Origin of the sequence: Rhodococcus sp. A14 (assembly GCF_011603105.1) — a bacterium.
Lineage (GTDB): Bacteria > Actinomycetota > Actinomycetes > Mycobacteriales > Mycobacteriaceae > Rhodococcus_F > Rhodococcus_F opacus.
In genome coordinates this window covers 1-15,443 of record NZ_JAAOQS010000101.1, presented here as the reverse complement: position 1 = coordinate 15,443, position 15,443 = coordinate 1, and the positions used below count along the sequence as shown (strand labels likewise).

At 67.9% G+C, this 15,443-nt stretch carries 19 protein-coding genes; 9 read left to right on the top strand and 10 right to left on the bottom strand.

The features are described 5' to 3' along the window. Positions 1 to 20 precede the first annotated feature (20 nt). On the bottom strand, positions 21 to 701 hold the full coding sequence (locus tag G9373_RS35530) for a ferritin-like fold-containing protein (RefSeq protein WP_005240122.1): 681 nt from the start codon (positions 699 to 701) through the stop codon (positions 21 to 23). Positions 702 to 1,023: 322 nt separating this feature from the next. Here G9373_RS35530 and G9373_RS35525 point away from each other — a divergent pair, with 322 nt between their 5' ends. Both G9373_RS35525 and G9373_RS35520 read left to right on the top strand, forming a co-directional pair. Further along, positions 1,024 to 2,658, top strand: coding sequence for a DEAD/DEAH box helicase (locus G9373_RS35525; protein ID WP_167119607.1), 1,635 nt, complete (start codon positions 1,024 to 1,026; stop codon positions 2,656 to 2,658). 9 nt (positions 2,659 to 2,667) lie between these two features. After that, positions 2,668 to 3,882, top strand: coding sequence for a hypothetical protein (locus tag G9373_RS35520; protein WP_167119604.1), 1,215 nt, complete (start codon positions 2,668 to 2,670; stop codon positions 3,880 to 3,882). 9 nt (positions 3,883 to 3,891) lie between these two features. On the opposite strand, the gene G9373_RS35515 is transcribed toward G9373_RS35520, so the two are convergent. Both G9373_RS35515 and G9373_RS35510 read right to left on the bottom strand, forming a co-directional pair. Next, the gene (locus G9373_RS35515) at positions 3,892 to 4,305 is read right to left on the bottom strand and encodes a VOC family protein (protein ID WP_043787750.1); all 414 of its coding nucleotides are present in this window, start codon (positions 4,303 to 4,305) and stop codon (positions 3,892 to 3,894) included. A 55-nt stretch (positions 4,306 to 4,360) separates the two neighbouring features. Further along, positions 4,361 to 5,347, bottom strand: coding sequence for a helix-turn-helix domain-containing protein (locus G9373_RS35510; RefSeq protein WP_167119601.1), 987 nt, complete (start codon positions 5,345 to 5,347; stop codon positions 4,361 to 4,363). 98 nt (positions 5,348 to 5,445) lie between these two features. Between G9373_RS35510 and G9373_RS35505 the strand changes: the two genes are divergently transcribed. Next, entirely contained in the window at positions 5,446 to 6,276 is an 831-nt protein-coding gene (locus G9373_RS35505; protein WP_167119598.1) for an NAD(P)H-dependent oxidoreductase, read from the top strand. A gap of 8 nt (positions 6,277 to 6,284) precedes the next feature. Continuing rightward, the gene (locus tag G9373_RS35500; protein ID WP_054247387.1) at positions 6,285 to 7,115 is read left to right on the top strand and encodes an SDR family oxidoreductase; all 831 of its coding nucleotides are present in this window, start codon (positions 6,285 to 6,287) and stop codon (positions 7,113 to 7,115) included. Here the strand turns inward: G9373_RS35500 and G9373_RS35495 are convergent. Continuing rightward, entirely contained in the window at positions 7,087 to 7,884 is a 798-nt protein-coding gene (locus tag G9373_RS35495) for an AAA family ATPase (protein WP_005562521.1), read from the bottom strand. The genes G9373_RS35500 and G9373_RS35495 overlap by 29 nt on opposite strands. A 69-nt stretch (positions 7,885 to 7,953) precedes the next feature. On the opposite strand from G9373_RS35495, the gene G9373_RS35490 reads away from it, so the two are divergent. After that, positions 7,954 to 8,568 (top strand): acid phosphatase, encoded by a 615-nt coding sequence (locus G9373_RS35490; RefSeq protein WP_005562524.1) that lies wholly within the window; start codon positions 7,954 to 7,956, stop codon positions 8,566 to 8,568. Continuing rightward, positions 8,565 to 9,044, top strand: a complete 480-nt coding sequence (locus G9373_RS35485; RefSeq protein ID WP_005562526.1) for a GNAT family N-acetyltransferase — start codon at positions 8,565 to 8,567, stop codon at positions 9,042 to 9,044. The genes G9373_RS35490 and G9373_RS35485 overlap by 4 nt, the downstream gene beginning before the upstream one ends. Here the strand turns inward: G9373_RS35485 and G9373_RS35480 are convergent. After that, the gene (locus tag G9373_RS35480) at positions 9,041 to 9,478 is read right to left on the bottom strand and encodes a hypothetical protein (RefSeq protein ID WP_005259725.1); all 438 of its coding nucleotides are present in this window, start codon (positions 9,476 to 9,478) and stop codon (positions 9,041 to 9,043) included. The two genes, G9373_RS35485 and G9373_RS35480, sit on opposite strands and share 4 nt — an antisense overlap. Before the next feature lie 76 nt (positions 9,479 to 9,554). Here G9373_RS35480 and G9373_RS35475 point away from each other — a divergent pair, with 76 nt between their 5' ends. Beyond that, positions 9,555 to 10,511, top strand: coding sequence for a diacylglycerol kinase family protein (locus tag G9373_RS35475; protein WP_005259726.1), 957 nt, complete (start codon positions 9,555 to 9,557; stop codon positions 10,509 to 10,511). Positions 10,512 to 10,750: 239 nt separating this feature from the next. Further along, complete coding sequence (locus tag G9373_RS35470; RefSeq protein WP_005240099.1) at positions 10,751 to 11,005, top strand: WhiB family transcriptional regulator; 255 nt, start codon at positions 10,751 to 10,753, stop codon at positions 11,003 to 11,005. Between the two features lie 60 nt (positions 11,006 to 11,065). Here the strand turns inward: G9373_RS35470 and G9373_RS35465 are convergent, their stop codons facing one another. The 4 genes from G9373_RS35465 to G9373_RS35450 form a co-directional block, all read right to left on the bottom strand. Further along, a complete protein-coding gene (locus G9373_RS35465) occupies positions 11,066 to 12,568 on the bottom strand; it encodes a PAS domain-containing sensor histidine kinase (protein ID WP_005259727.1) in 1,503 nt (500 codons plus the stop codon). A 17-nt stretch (positions 12,569 to 12,585) separates the two neighbouring features. Next, on the bottom strand, positions 12,586 to 12,801 hold the full coding sequence (locus tag G9373_RS35460; protein WP_005240095.1) for a biotin/lipoyl-binding carrier protein: 216 nt from the start codon (positions 12,799 to 12,801) through the stop codon (positions 12,586 to 12,588). 239 nt (positions 12,802 to 13,040) lie between these two features. Then, positions 13,041 to 13,322: a mycothiol system anti-sigma-R factor gene (rsrA, locus tag G9373_RS35455; RefSeq protein ID WP_005240092.1), complete on the bottom strand. Its 282-nt coding sequence runs from the start codon at positions 13,320 to 13,322 to the stop codon at positions 13,041 to 13,043. Beyond that, positions 13,319 to 14,056, bottom strand: a complete 738-nt coding sequence (locus G9373_RS35450; RefSeq protein ID WP_051055340.1) for a sigma-70 family RNA polymerase sigma factor — start codon at positions 14,054 to 14,056, stop codon at positions 13,319 to 13,321. Before G9373_RS35450 ends, rsrA begins: the two co-directional genes overlap by 4 nt. Positions 14,057 to 14,154: 98 nt before the next feature. Here G9373_RS35450 and ybaK point away from each other — a divergent pair, with 98 nt between their 5' ends. After that, the gene (gene ybaK, locus G9373_RS35445; protein WP_005259729.1) at positions 14,155 to 14,649 is read left to right on the top strand and encodes a Cys-tRNA(Pro) deacylase; all 495 of its coding nucleotides are present in this window, start codon (positions 14,155 to 14,157) and stop codon (positions 14,647 to 14,649) included. On the opposite strand, the gene G9373_RS35440 is transcribed toward ybaK, so the two are convergent. Next, entirely contained in the window at positions 14,636 to 15,394 is a 759-nt protein-coding gene (locus tag G9373_RS35440) for an SOS response-associated peptidase (RefSeq protein ID WP_043787757.1), read from the bottom strand. The genes ybaK and G9373_RS35440 overlap by 14 nt on opposite strands. Between the last annotated feature and the right edge of the window lie 49 nt (positions 15,395 to 15,443).

The following is a 15,443-nucleotide window of genomic DNA, read 5'->3' as shown; positions in this document are numbered from 1 at the left end:
AGCGAACATGCCGTCACACCTCACACGAGCCCGAGCACGGCCATGCGTTCGGCGTGCATCTCCTGCATGCGATCGAAGAGCGCGACGACACCGTTGAGGTCGCCGGACGCGGAGATGACGAGTTCGGTCAGCGCCTCCCGCTGCGCCAGGACGAACTGTGCCTGGGTGATGGCCTCGCCGAGCAGTCGCCTGCCCCACAGCATGAGGCGGTCCTTGTCGCGGTTGCTGGCCTTGATCGCCTGCTGCACCTCGTGGACGACGAATTCCGAGTGGCCGGTCTGCGAAAGCACCTCCTCGACCGTCCGCGAGACCTCGGCGGGCAGCGAGTGCCCGATCTCGCGGTAGAAGTCGGCGGCGATCCCGTCACCGACGTACGCCTTCACCAGTGCCTCGAGCCACGTCGACGGGGTGGTGGACGCGTGGTAGTTGTCCAGGGCGCGGACGAACGGATCCATCGCCTCGAAGATGTCGAACCCACGCGCGGTCAGCGCCTTCTCGAGCATCTCGAAGTGGCCCATCTCGGCGGCCGCCATGCTGGCGAGCGCCACTTTGCCCTGCAGGGTCCGCGCCATCTGCGCGTCCTCGGACAGCCGGTAGAACGCGGAGATCTCGCCGTACGCGAGGACCGCGAAGAGTTCACTGACGCCGGGGTGATCAGCGGGAATGGTGGAATCAGAGGATGCAGGCGTGTTGGGCTCCATGGCGCCACAGCCTAGTGTGTCAGCCAGTGATGTTTGCCATGCGTAACCGGTTCTGGGGCGTTCTCCGGCTACAATGATCATGGGCAACCGCTCGTCACCACGTTCGCCTCCACGGAGAACGCGGTTTGAGTGATGATCGATCACGATCCGATCAGCGGTTCCCACCGATAATGTGCGCGCACCTGATCGACGGTCCCAGCCGCGCCTCGCCGAAATCTTCGATTTCTGCGCTGAGGCAGAGGCAGGATCGACTCGGAAGAGGACATCGACGAGCGTCGACTGGGAAATCGGGCCGACCAGCGGCCTGGCCCTTACCTCGTGCGTGCGTGCAGCTACGAGGAAGGCCAGTCCCCTGAGCAAGATCACCGTCGACCATGAAGACGACGCAACCGAGACCACGCTGTCGGCGCAACTCGACTCCACGCACGTCGCCCCCACCTTCGCCGAGCTCGGAGTTCGTGACGAGATCGTCCGCGCTCTCGACGAGATCGGCATCGAGCGCACGTTCGCAATCCAGGAGCTGACGCTCCCCCTCGCCCTCGCCGGCGACGACCTGATCGGTCAGGCCCGCACGGGCATGGGCAAGACGTTCGGTTTCGGCGTCCCGCTTCTCCACCGCATCTCCAGTGGCACCACCGGGACGGCCGCACTCGACGGCACTCCCCGCGCGCTGGTCATCGTCCCCACCCGCGAGCTGTGCATCCAGGTCACGAAGGACCTCGAGGGCGCCGCGAAGTACCTGAAGGGCGAGAAGAACAAGCTCGAGGTCCTCGCCATCTACGGTGGCCGCCCCTACGAGACGCAGATCGCGACGCTCCAGAAGGGCGCCGACGTCGTCGTGGGCACCCCGGGCCGTTTGCTCGACCTCGCCAACCAGGGTCATCTGATCCTGGGCAAGGTCGAGGTCCTCGTCCTCGACGAGGCCGACGAGATGCTCGACCTGGGCTTCCTGCCCGACATCGAGCGCATCCTCGGAATGGTGCCGGACAAGCGGCAGACGATGCTGTTCTCGGCGACCATGCCGGGTCCGATCATCACGCTCGCCCGCACGTTCCTCACCCAGCCGACGCACATCCGCGCCGAGCAGGCCGACGACTCGGCGGTGCACGACCGGACCAGCCAGCACATCTACCGGGCGCACGCACTCGACAAGGCGGAGATGGTGGCCCGCGTGCTGCAGGCCGACGGCCGCGGTGCGACGATGATCTTCACCCGCACCAAGCGCACCGCCCAGAAGGTCGCCGACGATCTCGCCGAGCGCGGTTTCTCCGTCGGCTCGGTCCACGGCGACCTCAATCAGGTCGCTCGCGAGAAGGCGCTGAAGGCGTTCCGCACGGGCAAGATCGACGTGCTGGTCGCAACGGACGTCGCGGCCCGCGGTATCGACATCGACGACGTCACCCACGTGATCAACTACCAGTGCCCGGAGGACGAGAAGACGTACGTCCACCGGATCGGCCGCACCGGCCGGGCGGGCCGCACCGGCATCGCCGTGACGCTGGTGGACTGGGACGACATCCCCCGCTGGCAGCTCATCGACAAGGCTCTCGACCTCGGCATCCCCGATCCCGCGGAGACGTACTCCAGCTCCCCGCACCTGTTCGAGGAGCTGTCGATCCCGGCCGGCGCGACCGGCACGATCAAGCGCCCCCGGGTGGAGAAGGTCGCATCCGAGCCGAGCGAAAAGACGGGCACGGAGCAAAGCGAGAACACCGATTCCGAGCGGGGCAAGAAAGCCGAGCGCACGGAGCGTCCGGCCCGCACCCGCACCCGCCGCCGCACCCGTGGTGGCCGCCCCGCGGACTCCGTGGGACCCAAGTCCGTGTCGCCGGAGCCGACGGCACCCGAATCCGCCGCTTCGAGCGGGGACACCGACGGCGAGGGTGCCTCCAAGCCCCGCCGGCGTCGCCGCCGCCGGACCACGAAGGTCGGCGCCGCCGCGACGAACGCGGAGTAAACAGCCACCGTGCTGGCACCTGAGCGGCGCTCGCGCGCCGATCTCGTCGTCGCTGCCGGAATCGCCGTTGCGGTCGTGGTCGCCCTCACCGTGGTGTGGTTCCGCAGCGATGCCCGGGGCACCACCTCGGTCACCGCCGCCGAACCGCCGCCTGCGCTCGTCACAGCCCTGACGGTTCCGGATACGCTGAACCCGATCTGGGATTCCGCCAGTTCCGCCACCACCGCACCCCTCGCCGTCGGTGGTGCGGTCGTCACCGCGGACGGCGGGGACGTCGTGGGACGGGACCGGATGTCGGGTACCGAGCTGTGGCGGTACGAGCGTGATCTCGACCTGTGCAGTGTGACGGCGTCGTGGGAGAAGGTCGTGGCCGTCTACCGCGACGACCGCGGTTGCTCCCAGGTCACCGAACTCGACGGTGGTACCGGCGAGCGCCTGGCGCAGCGGAGCAGCGACGCCGATTCCGAGGTGACGTTGAAGGCCGACGGAACGTATGTGGCGTCCCTCGGCGACCGCAGGCTGGAATTGTGGCGCTCCGACCTCGTCCGCACCGTCGAATACGGACGGGTGGACGCGCCCGTGAATCCCAAGAAACAGCCACGCGCCGGATGCACGCTGATCGACGTCGGTTCGAGCAGCAGCAGGCTGTCCGTTCTCGAGCGCTGCCCCGGCGAGGTGGCCGATCGTCTGACGGTCATGAACCCGTCGCCGAAGGACAATCAGGAGCCCGAGGAGTACGGGTCGAGCGTCCTGGCGGGGGTGGATGCCGGTGTCGAGGGTGCGCGCATCCTCGGGGTGTCGGGCGAGACCACGGCCGTCTACCTCCCCGCGGGCACGTCGTACGGACCGCGGATCGGCCTGTTCGACGGCACCGGCAACGCCGTGTCCGAATACGCGCTCTCCCAACGGGTCGGACCGGATCCCGTCACGTCGACGAGCAGTTCGGTGGTCACCTGGTGGACCGGTACGGACGTGGTGTCGCTCGGCGCATCCGATCTCGCACCGCGCTGGATCTTCCCCGGCGCTCTCGGCCCGGGAGCTGTGATGGCCGGAAACCTGCTGGTCCCGGTGGAATCCGGCATCGCCGTGCTCGACCTGTCGACCGGCGCGTTGCTTCGCACGATCCCGGTGACGCGTGACGCCGCGGCGGGGCCGATCATCACGACGGTGGCCGGCGACATCGTGCTCGAGCAACGCGGCGATGATGTCGTGGCGCTGCGCTGAGGTCGCCCCTCACCCGGGTTCGGCGAACACCACCAGATAGCCGTCGAGGTCGCGGATCCAGATCTCGCGATGTCCCGCATTGGGATTGACGTGCACGTCCGTGACCACGTCGGCACCTACCTCCCGCACCCGCGCGACGGTGCCGTCGAAGTCGGGGGTCTCGAACCAGATCGCCACCCCATTTCCCCGCGGGAGCGCAGGGTCGCCGAGGGTGCCGTGGTGGTGGCCCTCGTCGAGCCGGTGCAGTTGCAGGATCATGTGCCCGTCGACGAGGAGTTGCTCGTAGTCCCGTCCGCCGTGGCCGCTGCGCGCGTCCAGGACCTTCCGGTACCACTCGCCTGCGCGTTCGACGTCGTCGACGGCGAGGAGCGGCTGCGCCCGCATCGTCAGGGTGTTGCTTCGAGGCGTATCCGAGACTGTCATGGCCCCGACGTTAGCGCCGTGCACTCCCCCCGCACTTGGACGAATGAGCATGCCGTCAACGGAAAGTGGCGCGGTATGCGGACGGCGAGACGCCGACCGTGCGCGAGAGGTGCTGTCGCAGAGACGTCGCGGTGCCGAATCCCGCAGCCGCGGCCACGCCGTCCACCGGCAGGTCGGTGTTCTCCAGCAGTTCGCGGGCACGGATGATCCGCTGTTCGAGAATCCACTGAGTCGGCGACATCCCGGTCTCGGCCCGGAATCGCCGGGTGAACGTGCGCACGCTCATCGACTCCCACGCGGCCAGCTCCCGCAGCGACAGCGGTTGATCGAGATGCGACAGCGCCCGGGCCCGCGCTCGCGCCGTGGACGCACCGTCGGCCTCCGGGACGGGCTCGGTGATGAACTGCGCCTGACCGCCGCTGCGATGAGGGGGCACGACCGTTCCCCGTGCCACCTCGTTGGCCACCGACGCACCGTGGTCGAGACGAATCATGTACAGGCACAGATCGATTCCGGATGCGACGCCGGCGGCGGTGAGCACGCTGCCGTCGTGTGTGTAGAGCACGCCGGGGTCCAGGTGCACGTCGGGGTACAGCCGCCGGAACGCGTCCGCCGACTTCCAGTGCGTCGTGGCACGCCGTTTCTCGAGCAGGCCGGCCGCCGCGAGGACGAACGAGCCCGTGCAGATCGATGCCACCCGCGTGTCCGGGCGAATGTACGCGAGGGCGTCCGCGAGGCGACGGGGCAGGCGTCCGCCCTCCGGAGGGTCGTAGTCCTGATCGGATGCCGGGATCACGACGGTGTCGGCCGTGCCGAGCAGCGCCGGACCGTGCTCGACCGAGAGCGTCACGTCGGTGTCGGTCCGGACCTCGCCGGGGGTGAGGGCGCACGTGAGGACCTCGTACAGCGGCTCGCCGTCCCGCGACCGCGCCTCACCGAACAGTCGGTGGACGATCCCGAACTCGATCGGGAGCAGACCGTCGCGCACGAACACGACCACGCGATGACGGCGCCCGGTCCGCCCGCCTCTCGATTCGGACATGGCCCGATTATTTCACATATCGTCTCATCGGCAACTGTCGCGACCGCAGCCCCGCGTCCATGATCGGAGGGTCAGGACGACCGAGCGGAAGGTGAACCATGAAGATCCTGTGGGTATCGGCACATCCCGAGCCGAAGTCCCTGAACGCGGCCCTCCGCGGCGACGCCCTCGCGGCCCTGCGCGGTGCCGGCCACGACATCCGGACATCGGACCTGTACGAGATGCGATGGAACCCGGTGGTGACGGCTGGCGATTTCGGACACAACCCCCACCACCGCCTCCTCGTCGGCGCGCGGTCGGGCCGGGCCCTGACCGAGGGCACCCTGGCCCCCGACATCCGCGCCGAGCAGCGCAAGCTCGCGTGGGCCGACGCGGTGATCGTGCAGTTCCCGCTGTGGTGGTACGGCATGCCCGCGATCCTCAAGGGCTGGTTCGACCGGGTCTTCGTCGAGGGTTACGGCTACGGACTGCGCAGCGAGGACGGCTCCACCCGGCGGTACGGCGACGGCACCCTGGCCGGCAAGCGCGCGATGACGGTCGTCAGTTTCGGCGGCAGCGCCGACAGTGCGGGCCCGCGTGGGATCAACGGCCAGATGGACGAACTCCTGTTCCCGATCCACCACGGAATCTTCTGGTACACGGGGATGTCGGTGGTGCCCCCGGTTCTGATCGACAGCGCGGACCGGTTGCCCGCCGAGCACTATCCGGGTGTCGCGGCCCGGTTGATCGATCGCCTGTCCGGCCTGTTCACCGACGCGCCGTTGCCTTTCCGCTCCCAGAACGGCGGCGACTACGACGCCCGGTTCGTGCTGCACGAGGACCGGGCGCCCGGCGTCACGGGACTGCGCGCCCACTACGCCGACGCGGATTCCGGCACGCGTGAATCGGAGTCCGAAGTCCGCACCACCGCGATCTGTAACGTGTTCTAATTCACGGCATGGCAACCTACGTGATCACCGGCGCCGCCTCGGGCATCGGGGCGGCGAGCCGCCGCACGCTCGAGTCCGGCGGTCATACCGTCATCGGAGTCGACCTCGCACACACCGACGTGACCGCCGACCTGTCGACCCCCGGCGGACGAACCGCGGCGGCCGACGCCGTGTCCGAGGCGAGCGGCGGAGTCGTGGACGGTCTCGTCTGCTGCGCCGGACTCGGCTCGCTGTCGCACGTCCCGGGCGGCAGGCTCGTCGCGGTCAACTACTTCGGGGCCGTGGAACTCGTGACGGCCCTGAAGCCCGCCCTCGAGCGCGCGGGCGGCGCCTCGGTGGTGGTGATCTCGTCGAGCAGCACCACCACGCAGCCGGGGATTCCCGAGAATCTGGTGACCGCGTGCCTCGACGGCGACGAGACGGAGGCGGTGCGCATCGGCGACCACGTGACCGCCATCCCGGCGTACCCGGCGTCCAAGCTCGCGCTGGCCTGGTGGATTCGGCGTGAAGCGGTACGGCCGGAGTGGATCGGCAACGGCATACGACTCAACGCGATCGCGCCGGGAATGATCGACACGCCGATGACCAGCGGCGACGACCTCGACCCCGAACTGGCGAAGGCGCTGGACTTCTATCCGGTGCCGCTGGGCAGGCGCGGACGTCCGGACGAGATCGCCGCGCTCGTCGAGTTCCTGCTCGGACCGGGCTCGACACTGTTCTGCGGCAGCGTCGTCTTCGCCGACGGGGGCACGGACGCCCAGTTACGCCAACAGGATTGGCCCGCCGCGTGGAATCCGACGCCGGAAGAACTTACTCGGCACTTCCAGGCGAAAACGTAGCGAGCTCGGATCCCGCCCAGTGCTTGGCGAGATTCTCGGCCAGGTCCCGGTACGCCTGGGCACCCTTGTTCTTGCGCCCCGCCAGCACGGTGGCACCCGACGCCGTGGCCTCCGCAAATCGCACCGTCCGCGGGATCGGCGGAGCGAGAACCGGCAGGTTGTAGCGGTCGGACACGTCGGAGAGCACGTCCCGGCTGTGCGTCGTGCGTGCGTCGTACAGCGTCGGCAGTGCTCCGAGCAGCACCAGGTCGGGGTTGGTGATCTGCTGTACCTCGGTGACCGTCCGCAGCAACTGCCCCACACCGCGGTGGGCGAGCGTCTCACACTGCAGCGGCACCAGTACCGACTGCGCCGCCGTGAGCCCGTTGAGCGTGAGCACACCGAGAGACGGCGGGCAGTCGATGATGATCGTGTCGTAGTCGTCCAGCAGCGGCGCCAGAGCGCGCTTGAGGGCGAACTCGCGACCGGGACGCATGAGCAGCAACGCTTCCGCACCCGCGAGGTCGATCGTCGCAGGCAGGAGAGCGACACCGTCCTCGGTGTCGATCACGGCCTCCTGCGCCGCCAGATCACCTGTCAGCACCTCGTGGACGGAGGCGTCCAGGCGGTCCGGGTTGTGCCCGAGGGAGAACGTCAGGCATCCCTGCGGGTCGAGATCCACCACCAGAACCTTCTGGCCCAGCCCCACGAGGGCTGCGCCGAGAGAAGCGACCGTGGTGGTCTTCGCGACCCCACCCTTCTGATTTGCCACTGCAAGAACCGTTGTCACGGCTCGATCCTTACCTACTTCGTCCCCGGAGGCGAGCCATACACGCAGATTGACTGCCATGATGGATGGATGCCACCCAGTGATTCGCCGCGCGGCCGTCGGATCGTCCTCCTCCGACACGGCGAAACGGAATGGGCCCGTTGGGGTAAACACACCGGTCGAACCGACGTCCACCTCACCGAACTGGGTGAAGCCCAGGCGCGGCGGATAGGTCCGGCGATGGACGCCCTCGAACTGCGCGACCCCCTCGTCATCGTCAGTCCGCGGCAACGCGCCCGGGAGACGGCGGAGCTGGCGGGATTGAAGATTCAGCGCACCTGGGACGCGCTCGCCGAATGGGATTACGGGATCTACGAGGGCATGACGACCCCCGAGATCAGGCAGCAGGTGCCGGACTGGACCGTGTGGACGCACCCGTGCCCTCGCGGTGAGCAGGCCGAGCAGGTGCACACCCGGTGCGACCTCGTCCTGTCCGTCGCGCATTCGCAACTCGTGGACCGTGACGTGATCCTCGTCGGGCACGGACACTTCTCGCGCGCGCTCATCGCCCGCTGGGCGGAGCTTCCGATCAGCGAGGGACGCCGGTTCGCGATGTCGCCGGGTGCGTACTCCGTCCTCGGCTTCGAGCACGGGGCACAACAGGTGGTCAGCCACAACGTCACGAGCGAGGAAGGTGCCCGATGATCAGACGCGCAGTACCCGAGGACGTCTCTGCGATCACCGCGATGATCTACGAACTCGCCGAACACCAGCGGGCCCGTGACGAGTGCACCGTCACCGCCGACCAGATCGACGACGCCCTGTTCGGTCCGCAGCCGTCGACCTTCGCCCACGTCGCGGCGAACGACGACGACCGGGTCGTCGGGATCGCGGTGTGGTTCCGGAATTTCTCCACCTGGGACGGAACGCACGGCATCTACCTCGAGGACCTGTTCGTCAGCCCGTCGGAGCGCGGTTCCGGGCACGGCAAGGCCCTGCTCGCCACACTCGCGAAGGAGTGCGTCGACAACGGCTACACGCGACTGTCGTGGTCGGTGGTCAACTGGAACAAGCCGTCGATCGCGTTCTACGAGTCGCTGGACGCGCACCCGCAGGACGAATGGACCACCTATCGGCTCACCGGGGATCCGCTCGCCCGCCTCGCGTCCGAGGTGAGTTAGCGGTCCGACGGGTTGTCGGCGTCGGCCTCCTGGCCGTACTCGGCAGCCATCCACTTCGACGTGGGACTGCTGAACAGGCACCCGAGGGCCGCCACGACGACGACTCCGAGCAGCACACCGAAGAACGGCTGGTGCGAATCGGTGAGCAGCGACCACGCCACCGGTAGCAGGAGGAGTTGGGCGACGATCGCGATCGCCCGCCCCCAGCGCCGGCCGAAGATCAGGGCGAGCCCGGCGGCGAACACCGCGCCGCCGAGAATCGCGAACCAGGCCGCGGTGCCGTATCCACTGCTGACGCTCTGGTCGTGCCCGAGGAGTCCCCGGATCACCAGCACCACGGCGACGCCGACCGCCACCGCGCCCTCGAGCGACACCAGGGCGCCCGCCGCGCGGACCGTGGTGGGCGTGGACTTGCTGAGAGACGGCTTCGGCACGTCGGCCAGCCTAGAACACCCCGTCGCCGGCGGCCTCGGACGGTGACACGTGCCGCCCCCGCTAGGCTTGGGCCCCGTGCGCGCGCTGCTGATCGTCAACCCCAATGCCACATCGACGACCCCGGCCGGGCGTGATCTCCTCGCCCATGCACTGTCGAGCCGGGTGCGGTTGACGGTCGCGCACACGGCACACCGCGGCCACGCCGCCGAACTGGCGCAGCAGGCCTGCGTGGACGGGATGGGTCTGATCATCGTCCACGGCGGCGACGGCACCGTGAACGAGGTGGTCAACGGACTGCTCGGCACCCCGGTACCGAAGTCGATGAGCGCGGTGACGGTGGGGCCGATTCCCCCGATCGCCGTCGTCCCCGGCGGGTCGGCGAACGTGTTCGCCCGCTCGCTCGGCATCGCGCCGGACCCGGTGGACGCCACCAACCAGCTCATCGATCTGCTCGCCCGCAGGCAGCGGCGCAGGATCGGGCTCGCGCACTGCGACAACCGCTGGTTCACGTTCAACGCCGGCCTCGGCTGGGACGCCCAGGTGTGTGAGGCGGTCGACATGCACCGCAAGAACGGGCGCCCGGCCACACCGGCGCAATATGTCCGCGCGGCGGTGCGCGTGTTCTTCCGGTCGAAATATGCGGAGCCGACGCTCACCGTCGAGGTTCCCGATCACGACCCGGTCGAGGGTGTCCACTACGCATTCGTGTCGAACGCGAGTCCCTGGACGTATCTGAACAAGCGGGAAGTGCACACGAATCCCGACACCACCTACGACACGGGCCTCGGTGTCTTCGCGATGCGGTCCACCGCGATCCTCACCACGCTGCGGGTGGCCCGCCAGCTGCTGACTCCCGGAACCCGTCCGAAGGCGAAGAAGCTGGTCCGGGTCGACGACGTGCCGTCCGTGCGGATCTCCGCGTCGGAGCCCATCGGACTGCAGATGGACGGCGACTACATCGGACTGCGCAATGTCGTCGAGTTCGTGTCGGTGCCCGAGGCGCTGGATGTGGTCGCCCCGGCGCGACCCTGAGCAATTCTCGAGAATCCCCGTTTTCACCTAGCGGGAAGTGCCTGCACGAGGTACAAAGGACGGCGCGCCTCGAAGGGCAGCCTAAGTACGTGAGCTCCCCCACGGTGCGGCGGTTTTCTATTGACATCCCGCCAGTTCGTGAAAGCATTCACAAGCAACAGTGCGGAAACATTCTCTACGCACACATGAACTCATGAAGACGAAACGGTGCATTTCGCACCCAGTTAAGGAGCAGAAGGATGGACTGGCGCCACAAGGCAATCTGTCGCGACGAAGACCCCGAGTTGTTCTTCCCTGTGGGCAACAGCGGTCCGGCCCTCGCGCAGATTGCTGATGCCAAGGTTGTCTGCAACCGCTGCCCGGTGACCGCCGAATGCCTCTCGTGGGCACTCGAGTCGGGCCAGGACGCCGGCGTGTGGGGCGGCATGAGCGAAGACGAGCGACGCGCACTCAAGCGCCGCAACGCTCGGACGCGTGCCCGCACCACCGTCTGACACTTCAGAAGGAGACGGGCCCGGCACCACATGGTGCCGGGCCTTTTGCTTGCCCGCCGGTCAGTACCGGGGCCCACGACGGCCCAGCGGTACGCGTAACACGGCATCCGTGCCACCGTCCGCCCCGGGATGCAGCCCGAGGGAACCGTTCAGCTCGGCGGCCACCAGGGTCCGGACGATCTGCAGACCGAGACGGTCGGACCGCTCGAGGCTGAAACCGGGTGGTAATCCCCTGCCGTCGTCGTGGATCACGACGTCCAGCCACCGCGCGGAGCGTTCGGCCCTCATGGTGACCGTCCCCGGCGCGCCGGGTTCGAAGGCGTGCTCGATCGCGTTCTGCACGAGTTCGGTCAGCACCATCACCAGTGGCGTGGCCCGCTCCGCGGAGAACACCCCGAAGCTACCCTCCCGGCGGACCTTGATCGGCGTGCTCACCGTCGCCACGTCCGACAGGATCGGCACGAGGCGGTCGACGACCTCGTCGAGGTTCACTTCCTCGTCCACCGACATCGACAGTGTGTCGTGCACCAGGGCGATCGAGGTGACGCGGCGCACCGATTCGCTCAGCGCCTGCCGGGCTTCCTCGTTGTTGGTGCGCCGGGCCTGCAGTCGCAGGAGCGCCGCCACGGTCTGCAGATTGTTCTTCACCCGGTGATGGATCTCGCGGATCGTCGCGTCCTTGCTGAGCAGGGCGCGATCCCGCCTCTTCACCTCGGTGACGTCCCGCACGACGACAGCGGCGCCCACCCGCTTCCCGCCGGGTTTGAGGACCAGCGCCCGGAGCAGCACGGTCGCTCCCCTGGCTTCGATCTCCATGCGACGACCCGGCTTGTCGGCGATGGTGTCGCGGATGTACCCGGCGACCTCCTGCGACTCGAACGGGTCCGTCACGAGCGAGCGCGTGGTGGCGGCGAGGTTCTGACCGATCAGGTCCGAGCTCAGACCCATCCGGTGGTAGGCCGACAGCGCATTGGGACTCGCGTAGACCACGCTGCCGTCGGTGTCGAGACGGATGAAGCCGTCGCCGGCACGGGGACTCGAGTTGGTGTCCGACCGGGCCTCCCGGATCGGGAAGGTGCCGTCGCTGATCATCTGGCACAGATCCTCGGCGCAGTCGAGATACGCGACCTCGAGCGGGCTCTGCGCCCGCTGGTGCGACAGGTTGGTGTCCCGGCTCAGGACCGCGATGACCTCGCCGTTCCACCGCACCGGGACCGCCTCTCCGCGCGGCGGCAGACCCTCGTGCCCGCCGCCGTCCTCGGGGCGCACGACGCGGCCCTCGAGCAGCGCCTGCAGCACCTGCGGGTGTTCCGACTCCGACACGACGGTCCCGACGACGTCCTCCGGGAACGCGGTCGACGCGGTGGTGGGTCTGCAGTGCGCGACGCAGATCACGGTGCCGGTGGGGTTGGTGGCCGCGGAATCCGTTCCGACCCAGAGCAGAACGTCCGCAAAGGAGAGGTCGGCGAGCAACTGCCATTCACCGACGACGCGCTGGAGATGATCGACGGCCTCGCCGGGCAGGTCGGTGTGTTCGGCGAGCAGGTCACTCAGTGTGGACATCGTCGGTGGGTGTCAGCTCAGGAGATGACAGCGATCAGATCGCCCTGCTGGATCACGTCGCCGACCTTGACGTCCACGGAGGTGACCGTGCCGGGCTCTTCGGCGATGACGGGGATCTCCATCTTCATCGACTCCAGGATGACGAGGGTGTCACCCTCCTTCACCTCGTCACCCGCGCTCACCACAACCTGATACACCGTCGAAACCATTTCGGCGCGCACGTCTTCTGCCATTGTGATCCTTCACTCCCGGGTGTCGAGAAAGCCCTGTTGCAAGGACACCCAACCACACGTGGAAGACTGTGGTGAAAAGAAGGGAGATCTACTCATGGGTAAGCGTGGTCGTAAGAAGCGCAGTCGCAAGGGCAACGCCGCAAACCACGGCAAGCGTCCCAACGCCTGACGCGCCGTAGAACGCACCAGGGGCCGGAAAGCAGCGATGCTTTCCGGCCCCTGATTGCTGTTCTGACGAGTTATGCGTCTGGTTCGGTGTTCGTGATCAGGATTGTCCGCCGCAACTCGATGGAGAGCCTCTGACGCAGACTTTCCGGCGCGTGCTCCCCACCGCACTTGCGGTTCACGAGGCTCTTCACCTTCTCCTCGATCCCGTACGCCTCGAGGCACGACCCGCACTCGTCGAGGTGCCTCTGCAGCCGCGCCCTCGACGCCTCGTCGCATTCACGGTCCAGCATCAGCCAGACGTCCGCGATGACGGCGGAGCAGTCGAGCTGCTCGAATTCGTCCTGCTCGCTCACCGAGAAACCTCCTGCTCCGTGCTCACTACACTGTCGCCGGGCACCTCGTCGGTGCCCCCACGGTTGAATCCACGTTCGCGTGCGACATCGGCGAGCAGACCCCGGAGCTGCTTGCGCCCGCGGTGCAGTCGCGACATCACGGTCCCGATCGGGGTGCCCATGATCTCGGCGATCTCCTTGTAGGGGAATCCCTCGACGTCGGCGTAGTAGACGGCCATCCGGAACTCCTCCGGCAGGGCCTGGAGTGCTTCCTTGATGTCGTCGTCGGGGAGCGCGTCCAGGGCCTCGACCTCGGCGGACCGCAGACCGGTCGACGAATGTTCCGCCGTCGCCGCCAGCTGCCAGTCGGTGATCTCGTCGGTGGGGTACTGCGCGGGCTGGCGCTGCTTCTTGCGGTACGAGTTGATGTACGTGTTCGTGAGAATCCGGTACAGCCATGCCTTGAGGTTGGTGCCCTCGCGGAACGAACGGAACGCCGTGTAGGCCTTCACGTACGTTTCCTGCACGAGGTCCTCGGCGTCCGCCGGGTTCCTGGTCATCCTCAGAGCAGCGCCGTACAGCTGATCCAGAAGTGGGAGCGCATCCCTTTCGAAACGCGCGATCAACTCGTCCTGTGGCTCGGCCTGGTCTGCCGTCGGACGGTCATGTTCCTGCACGCTGATCCCTTCGGTCGCCGTGGGCGTCAACGTTACCGCCAACTGCAAACGCGACGTGGGCTCCATCACCGAGGACATCACGATACGGACCACTCCCTTCGATGCACTGTTCTTCTGCAGGTACCAACACGCCTCCCGTCCGCTGTGTTCCCGACCGCGTGGCAGAGTGTCTGTCCATGGCCGGAACTGCCACTCCCGCGACGAAGCTGCTCGTCGAACACCGCATCGACCACAACGTGCACAGCTACGCGCACGATGCGCGGGCGGAATCGTACGGTTCGGAGGCCGTCGACGCCCTGGGCGAGACGGTCGGCGTCACCGCCCACCAGGTCTTCAAGACGCTGGTGATCAAACTCGACACCGGCAAGCTGGCGGTGGCGGTCGTGCCGGTGCCGGAGAAACTGTCGCTGAAGGCGGCGGCCGCGGCGCTGGGCGCGGGCAAGGCCGTGATGGCGGAACGCACCGAGGCGGAGCGCTCCACCGGGTACGTCTTCGGCGGCATCTCACCGCTCGGCCAGCGCAAGGCACTCCCGACGGTCGTCGACGCGTCGGCTCTCGACTGGGACCGGGTGCTGTGCAGCGCCGGCAGGCGCGGACTCGAGATCGAACTCGCGCCCGCCGACCTGGTGCGGCTCAGCGGCGCCGTCACCGCGGCGGTCACAGCAGGCTGATCTGCTCCCCCACCTGTGCCTCGTCACGACCGGCCGCGTCCGGGTCGAGGAGTTCCGGTCCGTTGTTCTTCACACTGTTCACCAGCGTGGACACCCGCCGGACGGTGATATCGGCGATGGCGTCGGGTGACACCTCGAGCAGATCCGTCGACGCGGGATGCTCGGGATCGAGCCATGCGGTCCAGCGGTCGCGGGGCATCACCAGCGGCATCCGGTCGTGCACGTTCTCGAGTTGGGCGGCTGAGTCGACCGTGATGATGCTGCAGCTCAGAACCGGGGGCGACTCCGCGACCGCGGGATCGTGCCAGACCGACCACAGCCCCGCCATGTACAGGCGCGAGCCGTCCTCCGGCGACATGTAGTACGGGATCTTCTTCGCCTTGCCCGACTTCTTCCCGGCGGCCGCCGCATCGACCTCGGTCTGCCACTCGTACCAGCCGTCCATCGGAACGAGGCAGCGCTTGTACTTGAACGCGTTCCGGAAGGCCGGTTTGTTGTCGACCGAATCCGCTCGCGCGTTGAACAGCACCGGCCCCTTGCCGAGCTCCTTCGTCCACGACGGCACGAGCCCCCACCGCATCCGCCGGATCCGCCGGGCGTCGTGGCGGTCGACGACCGTCAGGACCTGCGTGGTGGGCGCCACGTTGTAGTCGGGCGGACTCTCCTCCTCGCCCGCCTCGTTGATCGCATCGAGGTCGGCCGCGAGTGTCGCCGGATTCGCAGTGGTCGCATACCTGCCGCACATGCCCACCAGGGTGGCACGAACCACCGACACCCGCGACACGCCGCCCACC

Bases quoted from the DNA above. Each gene is read 5' to 3' on its own strand.
- G9373_RS35490 (WP_005562524.1), top strand. From the start codon at position 7,954: ATGCCACCCAGTGATTCGCCGCGCGGCCGTCGGATCGTCCTCCTCCGA.
- G9373_RS35460 (WP_005240095.1), bottom strand. From the start codon at position 12,801: ATGGCAGAAGACGTGCGCGCCGAAATGGTTTCGACGGTGTATCAGGTT.
- ybaK (WP_005259729.1), top strand. From the start codon at position 14,155: ATGGCCGGAACTGCCACTCCCGCGACGAAGCTGCTCGTCGAACACCGC.
- G9373_RS35515 (WP_043787750.1), bottom strand. From the start codon at position 4,305: ATGACAGTCTCGGATACGCCTCGAAGCAACACCCTGACGATGCGGGCG.
- G9373_RS35530 (WP_005240122.1), bottom strand. From the start codon at position 701: ATGGAGCCCAACACGCCTGCATCCTCTGATTCCACCATTCCCGCTGAT.
- G9373_RS35510 (WP_167119601.1), bottom strand. From the start codon at position 5,347: ATGTCCGAATCGAGAGGCGGGCGGACCGGGCGCCGTCATCGCGTGGTC.
- G9373_RS35470 (WP_005240099.1), top strand. From the start codon at position 10,751: ATGGACTGGCGCCACAAGGCAATCTGTCGCGACGAAGACCCCGAGTTG.
- G9373_RS35505 (WP_167119598.1), top strand. From the start codon at position 5,446: ATGAAGATCCTGTGGGTATCGGCACATCCCGAGCCGAAGTCCCTGAAC.
- G9373_RS35485 (WP_005562526.1), top strand. From the start codon at position 8,565: ATGATCAGACGCGCAGTACCCGAGGACGTCTCTGCGATCACCGCGATG.
- G9373_RS35465 (WP_005259727.1), bottom strand. From the start codon at position 12,568: ATGTCCACACTGAGTGACCTGCTCGCCGAACACACCGACCTGCCCGGC.
- G9373_RS35440 (WP_043787757.1), bottom strand. From the start codon at position 15,394: ATGTGCGGCAGGTATGCGACCACTGCGAATCCGGCGACACTCGCGGCC.
- G9373_RS35500 (WP_054247387.1), top strand. From the start codon at position 6,285: ATGGCAACCTACGTGATCACCGGCGCCGCCTCGGGCATCGGGGCGGCG.
- G9373_RS35450 (WP_051055340.1), bottom strand. From the start codon at position 14,056: ATGTCCTCGGTGATGGAGCCCACGTCGCGTTTGCAGTTGGCGGTAACG.